Raw genomic sequence first — 6,850 nt, 5'->3', positions numbered from 1 at the left:
CCGACGAGGGCGTGCTTCCAGTCCCCGCCCTGCTGGCCGACCCGCTCGAGCGGGGTGACGACCAGCGGGTTGACGGGCAGGCGCTCGGCGACGCCGGGCAGCTTGCCGGCATCGACGTCGGCCTTGAGGAAGGCCGATTCCTTGCTTTGGGCGCGGGCGAGGCCGGTCAGGGCCAGGGTGCCCGCGAAGGCACTGGTGGCGGCAATGAAGGCTCTTCGGCTGATCGAACCCATGGTGATGATCTCCTCCTCGCTGACGGGATTGCACCCGCTTGTTAGCTGTTGGATAGGTTGCACCGAGCACTTGTTAGGTAAAGAGTTATGTAAATTCGCGATCGGCAGGATGGATTATCGCTACTCCTGTCCTGTTGGTCAGGCCTTTGCCGCGAGTTCAGCTTTCTTGGGAAAGTGTCTGGGTGTAGAGAGTTAGGTTGCGTTATGGTGCGTTTGGTCGTACTGGAACGCAACTCTGGAAGGACCGATCACCCATGGCCCGCGTCACCCTGTCGACCATCGCCCAGCGCACCGGGCTGTCGAAATTCGCCGTATCGCGCTCGCTGTCCGGCAAGGACGGGGTGAGCGAACAGACCCGCCGGCGGGTGCGCGAGGTCGCCGCCGAACTCGGCTACAGCCGCATCGCCGCCGAACCCGGGCAGCCGGTCATCGGCCTCGTCTTCCAGGACCACGATCTGATCAATTCCGAGCTGCATCTGCTCATCCAGGGCGGGGTACAGGCCGAGGCGCAGCAGCGCGGCTACCAGGTGCGGATGCGCTGGACGCACCTCGCCGACGAGGTCGAGGAGTTCGCCCGCGGCTGCAGCGGCGTGGTCATGGTCGGCCCGCACGACCGCGCCAGCCTCGATCGCGCCTATGCGCTGGGCCGGCCGATCGTCAGGACCGGATGGCTGACCCCGCTGGAACCGGCCGACCATGTCGGCGGCACCGACCACGAGGCCGGCTCGGCCGTCGCGCAATACCTCTGCGATCTGGGTCATCGCACCATCGCCTACGTGCATGGCACGCCCGGCTATCGTGGCCGCATGGAGCGCTTCTACGGCGTGCGCGAGGTGCTCGAGCAGCGGCCCGACGTGAGCTTCCGCGAGATGCGCTTTGCCGCCGAGGTCCGCTTCACCGAACACTTCCTTGCCGCCGAGGCCGAGGGTTTTCGCCCCACCGCCTTCTTCTGCGCCCATGACGGGCTGGCGTTGACCGTGGTCTCCGAACTGCTGCGGCTGGGCTACCGCATCCCCGAGGATATCTCGGTGATCGGCTTCGGCGATTTCTCCGCCGCGACGCAGATCTCGCCCCACCTCACCACCGTCAAGACCAATGGCCGGGAAATGGGCATTGCCTGCGTCCGCCTGCTCGACGACCGGCTGCACGGCCGGCTGACGCCCGGCACCTCGTACCGCGTGCACGTGGCCGGCCACATCGTCCACCGCGCCTCCTGCGGGCCGGCGCGGGCCCTCCCGCCGGCACTGAGGGCGATCGGCGGCTGAGCTACTCGGCGACGGCCATGCCGAGCCGACCCAGCACCCGCCGCTCGACCAGCACCACCCCCTGGTAGAAGGCCACCGCGACCAGCACCGAGACCACCGCGACCGCCCAGATCATGCCGTAGTCGAGATAGCCGCGCGACTGGTTGAGCAGGTTCCCCAGCCCCGTGCCGGTGGCCAGCCACTCGGCGATCATCACCCCGAGCAGCGCCCGCGGGGCGGTCAGGCGGGTCGCCGCGAACAGGTAGGGGAGCGAAGCCGGCACCGACACCAGCCGCATTTGCTGCCAGACCGTCGCACCATAGGCCCTCGGCACTTCGAGCGCGGCGCGCGGCACCAGCAGCAGGCCCTGCGCCATGGTGACGAAGGCGGGAAAGAAGGTGACCGAGACGGTGATCCACAGGATCACCGCCGGACCCCGCCCGACCAGCAGCACCAGCAGCGGCGTCAGTGCGACGAGCGGCATCGTCTGGGTCACGAGGGCGATCGGCAGCAGGGCCCGGATCAGCCGCGGCACCAGTTGCGTGCCGAGCGCCAGCGCAAAGGCCATGGCCAGCCCGGCGCCCATCCCGATCAGCGTCATCGGCAGGGTCTGCAGCAGCGCGGCGACCAGCTTGGCCTGCGTCGCGGCCGACCCGGGAAGCCCGAACAGGTAGTCGTAGAGCGCCGGCGGGGTCTTGGCCAGCATGGCCGGCACCCTGAGCAGCGCCAGCAGCGCCCACCACAGCCCGAGCGGCAGCCCGATCGAGGCGACGATGATCAGCCCGTGCTGCCAGGCCGGCCGCGGTCGGTCGGTCGAGCGCAGCACGGCCGTCGGCACCGTCACCGCCTGGCTCGAGCCGGTGATCGCCCGCGCCAGCAGAACGAAGGCGAGATAGGCGAGGCCGGCGATCAGCGTCGCCATCAGTCCGATTCCCCACAGCCGGTCCGGCTCGCCGCGCCCGAGCGAGCCCAGCAGGTAGACGCCCAGCCCCCAGCGCCCGCCGCCGCCGAACTCGGCGAGGATCGAGCCCAGCACGGCATTGGGCGCGGCGATCCTCAACCCCGAGAGGATCACCGGCAGGGCGCTGCGCGCCTGCACCAGCCACAGCGCCTTGAGGCGACCCCCGCCATAGGCGCGCACCACGTCGACCGAGCGCGCGTCGGCCTGCGTCAGCCCGACCAGCGTCGCCGTCATGGTGACGAAATAGCAGCCGATCGCCGCCAGCACGATGCGCGGCACCGGATCGGAGAAGGTCAGCACCAGGATCGGCGAAATGGCGATGGGCGGCAGCGCGAACAGCGCCACGTTCAGCCCGCGTGCCACCCGCGCGCTCAGCGGACTGAGCGCGAACAGCACCCCGGCCGCGATCGCCACCGCATTGCCGATCAGGAACCCGACGCTCGCCCCGAACAGGGTCGCAAGCACATGTCCCGGATAGTCCGACCAGTCGACGACCAGCCGGACGAGGATCGCCGACGGCGCCGGCAGCGCCCCGCTCGCCACCAGCCCGAAGCGCCCGGCGATCTCCCAGAGCACGAGGATGAGGACGGGGCCGATGAAGGGGCGGAGCCTGTTGGGCATACCCTTCCCCTCACCCGTCTCGGCTGCGCCGAGCCACCCTCTCCCTCAAGGGGAGAGGGGAGGTCGTGGCACGATCTCGCCCCAGCTTTCCCTCTCCCCTTGAGGGAGAGGGTGGCGCGCAGCGCCGGGTGAGGGGAAGTTCCACCTCAATGCCCATCCAGCGCCTCCGCGATCTCCGCCTCCAGTCGATGGAAGGCCGGATCGTTGAACAGCACCGGCCGGCGCGGCCGCGGCAGGTCGATGTCGATGACGCGGGTGATGCGTCCCGGCCGGCTGGCCATCACCACCACGCGGTCGGCGAGGAACACCGCCTCGTCGATGCCGTGCGTCACCAGCAGCGTCGTCGCCCGGCTTTCCATCCAGATGCGCTGCAGCTCGATGTTCATCTGGCGACGCAGGATCTGGTCGAGCGCCCCGAACGGCTCGTCGAGGAACAGCACTTGCGGCCGTGTCACCAGCGCCCGGGCGATGGCGACGCGCTGCCGCATGCCGCCGGAGAGCTCGGCCGGCAGCGCGTGCTCGTAGCCGGCGAGCCCGACCAGTGCGATCAACTCCCCGATCTTTTCCGCATATTGCCGGCGGTCGCGGCCGAGCACGTCGAGCGGCAGCGCCACATTGGCTTCGACCGAGCGCCAGGGGAGCAGCGCCGCGTCCTGGAAGGCAACGCCGGTGATGCCGCCCTTCGTCGCCTCGGCCGGAATCCGTCCGGCGACGGCGATCTCGCCTTGGCTCGCCGTCTCCAGTCCGAGGGCCAGCCTGAGGATGGTCGACTTGCCGCAGCCCGACGGGCCGATCAGCGCCGAGAACGAGCCCGGGGCGCAGTCGAGGGAGACCTCGCGCAGCGCCTCGGTCAGCTTGCCGCGGGCCTCGAACGTCTTCGAGACCCGCGTGAGACTGATGCCGGCAGGTTCGGCCAATCAGATTTCCTCGAGCACCGTGGTGTCGAACATGTCGCGTGTCGCCGAGATGCCGACCGCCGCGAGCGCCTCGATATTGGCAGCGATCGCCGCTTCGCTCATCGAGAAAATGCCGCCCTCGGCCTCGATCAGCGGCTTCTGCGCGGTGTTGAAGTACACTTCGTTCTCGATCGAGCGGCCGGTGCCCTTGAACCAGGTCTCGGCAAAGGTCGGCGGGTAGGCCGCCGGGTCCTTGAGGGTCTCTTCCCAGCCCTTCCTGGAGGCACGGAGGAACGCGACGATCTCCTTGCGCTTACTGGCCAGCGTGTCGGTGGTCACCACCACCGTGTCGTTGAAGATGGTGAAGCCGAAATCGTAGAGCAGGAACGAGGTGGCCTCGGCGCCGGCCTGCTGGATGGTGAACGGCACGTTGGTGGTGAAGTCGAGCGAGGCGTCGATTTCCCCCTTGATCAGCGGCGTCGGGTCGTAGGCATAGGGCACGATGTTGACCGCGGCCCGGTCGACGCCCGAGATCTTCAGCATCGCCTCGACCGAGATGACGTTGACCGGCGGCACTGCCAGGGTCTTGCCGACGAGGTCCTGCGGCGTCTTGATCGGGTTCGAGGCCAGCGAGACGATGCCGATCGGGTTCTTCTGGTACTGCGTGCCGATGATCTTGAACGGCGCCTGCTGCTCGACGATCGCCTTGATGGTGGTGTCCGGGGTGGTCAGCGTCAGGTCGGCCTTGCCGGCGATCAGCGAGGATTCCGGGATGACGTCCGGCCCGCCCGACAGGTAGGTGAGCTCCAGCCCTTCGGCGGCATAGTAGCCCTTGTCGATGGCGGTGAAGTAGCCGGCGAACTCGGCGTCGTTGATCCAGCTGGCCTGGAAGGTGAAGGGGGTCGCCGCCTGCGCGAGGCGCGTGCTCAGCGGCAGCGTCGCGCCGGCCGCCATCAGGCCCAGCACGTGCCGGCGGTTGAGGCTGAAGGGCTTTCCGTAGGTCATGCCAGGAGAATGACTACCAGAAGACATGGGGGAGGCTCCGGGTTCGGGTTGGGAGGGGGGAGTAGGCAGAGGCGCAGAAACCGAGGGCTCAGGCGACGCCGCGAATGCGCGCCAGTTCGCGCAGCGGGGGTGTCGCCTCGATCGTGTCCTTCTCGAGCAGGTTCCACTTGATGCCGCGCGGACGCCGGCCGCGGCCGGTGACCTCGATCATCCGGGTGGGCGTGGCGATCAGGTCGACGAGGATGTCGGTTTCGCTGGGGTGCAGCTTGTCCTCGACCACCTGCACGTCGTGCACGGCGGCGACCACAGGGGTGGCGTCGTCGGCCAGGCCCAGGTCGGTGAACATGCCCCATTCCATGTCGAAGAAGCCGTGCCCCTTGCCGAAGCGGACGCCGTCGACCGATACCGCCGAGGCACCGGTGACCATGAAGTCGAAGCGCCCCATCCGGGTGATCTCCTCGAGCGTGATCGGCCGGCCGAAATGCTCCATGCCGTCCAGCCAGGCGGCGTAGAGTTCGGCCCCCTTGGGCACCGTGCCGGGTTCGACATAGAGAAAGCCGCGATAGATGCCGTAGGTCGACATCACGAAGGGCTTTCCCTCCGCCAGCATGCGGCGGCGCAGTTCGACGAGGCAGTTGTCGGGGGTGATGAAGGCGAACCTGCTCGCCTTGTAGGCGGGGAGCGCGGTGATCCGGTCGGTCGCCTCGGCGCTGCCGACGAAGTCGGGGATCACCTCGGCGAAATTCATGTGGAAGCGGGTGTCGGGCAGCGCCACCGCGTTGAGTTTCTCCCAGATTCGCTGCCGGATGATCCTGGACGTCGACACCGCTTGTGGTCCCTGCTGTGTTTCAGTGTTTCATGATCATGAAACAGTCGTTTCATTGTTGCAAGACGGCTGCTAGAGATTCTTTGGTGGGGGGCAGGCAGGCCTCCCGAGGAGGCCTTGCCCCATGGCGTCGCGTCTGGTCCTGAGGATTCAGGAACGCTTTCAGAAGCTTACGGCCGGTGAGCAGAAGCTTGCGCAGCTCATGCTCGATCGCCAGGACGATATCCTGACCCATTCGGCGACGCAGATCGCCGAGATGGCCGGCGTCTCCAAGGCCACCGCGGCGCGATTCTTCCAGCACCTGGGCTATGCCGATTTCAACGAGGTGAAGCTGCAGGCACGCGAGGAGCGCAACCGCACCGAGCCCTATGGCTTCTCCGTCGGCGGCTCCGAACAGATGGCGCTCGGCAAGGCGCTCGGCACGCATCTCGAACTGGAACTCCGTAACCTCACCAAGACCTTCGAGGAACTGCGCTCCGACCGGGTGCGCGAGGCGGCCGAGCTGATCGCGGCAGCGCCGCGCCTGTGGGTGCTGGGGCTCGGCGCCGAGGAGGGCTTCGCGCGCTATGCCCGCCTGGTCTTCTCCCGCCTGCGCCACTCGGTGATGATCCTCGGCATCAACCAGGGCTCCTGGGCCGAGGATCTCGCCATGACCGGCCCCAAGGACGTGCTGCTGCTGATCACCCTGCCGCCGCGCCCCAAGCTGCTGAAGCCGCTGCTGGCCTACGCACAGACCACGCGCATGAACCTCGTCACCATCGCCGATCGCAACTATGCGCTCGAGGCGCAGCGTTTCTCGCGCGTCGTGCTCCCCTGCCACGTGGCAAGCTTCGGCCTCGGCCCCTCGCACACCGCCATCGGCAGCGCCATCCGGCTGCTCGCCGTCACCTACGCCGCCGAAGCCGGCAAGTCCGCCGAGCAGCGCAGCGAGATCATCGCCTCGATCCACGAGGAACTGGAAGACACCGACCGGTAGTCGGCTGTCGAGTTCGGCGGATGACCCGTTCGCCATCGACGGGTCGGTGCGCGTTGCACCCCGAGCCTCGGTCCCTCCCCACAAGGGA

6 protein-coding genes and 1 pseudogene are annotated in these 6,850 nt (G+C 68.1%); 2 read left to right on the top strand and 5 right to left on the bottom strand.

Annotation, left to right across the window (positions count from 1 at the left end):
• A pseudogene (locus tag ACE3TU_RS16715) lies at positions 1-233 on the bottom strand (ABC transporter substrate-binding protein); the annotation flags it as partial.
• Positions 234-487: 254 nt separating this feature from the next.
• Here ACE3TU_RS16715 and ACE3TU_RS16710 point away from each other — a divergent pair.
• Positions 488-1,498, top strand: coding sequence for a LacI family DNA-binding transcriptional regulator (locus ACE3TU_RS16710; RefSeq protein WP_374626213.1), 1,011 nt, complete (start codon positions 488-490; stop codon positions 1,496-1,498).
• 1 nt (position 1,499) lies between these two features.
• On the opposite strand, the gene ACE3TU_RS16705 is transcribed toward ACE3TU_RS16710, so the two are convergent.
• The 4 genes from ACE3TU_RS16705 to ACE3TU_RS16690 all read right to left on the bottom strand — a co-directional run bounded on the left by ACE3TU_RS16705 (position 1,500) and on the right by ACE3TU_RS16690 (position 5,786).
• Positions 1,500-3,059, bottom strand: coding sequence for an ABC transporter permease (locus ACE3TU_RS16705; RefSeq protein WP_374626211.1), 1,560 nt, complete (start codon positions 3,057-3,059; stop codon positions 1,500-1,502).
• A gap of 146 nt (positions 3,060-3,205) precedes the next feature.
• The gene (locus ACE3TU_RS16700) at positions 3,206-3,976 is read right to left on the bottom strand and encodes an ABC transporter ATP-binding protein (protein WP_374626210.1); all 771 of its coding nucleotides are present in this window, start codon (positions 3,974-3,976) and stop codon (positions 3,206-3,208) included.
• Positions 3,977-4,987: an ABC transporter substrate-binding protein gene (locus ACE3TU_RS16695; RefSeq protein ID WP_374626209.1), complete on the bottom strand. Its 1,011-nt coding sequence runs from the start codon at positions 4,985-4,987 to the stop codon at positions 3,977-3,979.
• A gap of 61 nt (positions 4,988-5,048) precedes the next feature.
• Positions 5,049-5,786 carry a 5-formyltetrahydrofolate cyclo-ligase gene (locus tag ACE3TU_RS16690; protein WP_374626207.1) on the bottom strand — a complete coding sequence of 246 codons (738 nt, stop codon included), beginning with the start codon at positions 5,784-5,786 and terminating at the stop codon, positions 5,049-5,051.
• 124 nt (positions 5,787-5,910) lie between these two features.
• Here ACE3TU_RS16690 and ACE3TU_RS16685 point away from each other — a divergent pair, with 124 nt between their 5' ends.
• On the top strand, positions 5,911-6,762 hold the full coding sequence (locus ACE3TU_RS16685; RefSeq protein WP_374626206.1) for a MurR/RpiR family transcriptional regulator: 852 nt from the start codon (positions 5,911-5,913) through the stop codon (positions 6,760-6,762).
• Positions 6,763-6,850: the final 88 nt, after the last annotated feature.

The sequence above is a fragment of the Devosia sp. genome (genome assembly GCF_041917035.1).
Taxonomy (GTDB): Bacteria; Pseudomonadota; Alphaproteobacteria; order Rhizobiales; family Devosiaceae; genus Devosia_A.
Note: the sequence above shows the minus strand (reverse complement) of the source record. Positions and strands in the feature narration are given on the sequence as shown.

Bases quoted from the DNA above. Each gene is read 5' to 3' on its own strand.
- ACE3TU_RS16705 (WP_374626211.1), bottom strand. From the start codon at position 3,059: ATGCCCAACAGGCTCCGCCCCTTCATCGGCCCCGTCCTCATCCTCGTG.
- ACE3TU_RS16685 (WP_374626206.1), top strand. From the start codon at position 5,911: ATGGCGTCGCGTCTGGTCCTGAGGATTCAGGAACGCTTTCAGAAGCTT.
- ACE3TU_RS16710 (WP_374626213.1), top strand. From the start codon at position 488: ATGGCCCGCGTCACCCTGTCGACCATCGCCCAGCGCACCGGGCTGTCG.
- ACE3TU_RS16695 (WP_374626209.1), bottom strand. From the start codon at position 4,987: ATGTCTTCTGGTAGTCATTCTCCTGGCATGACCTACGGAAAGCCCTTC.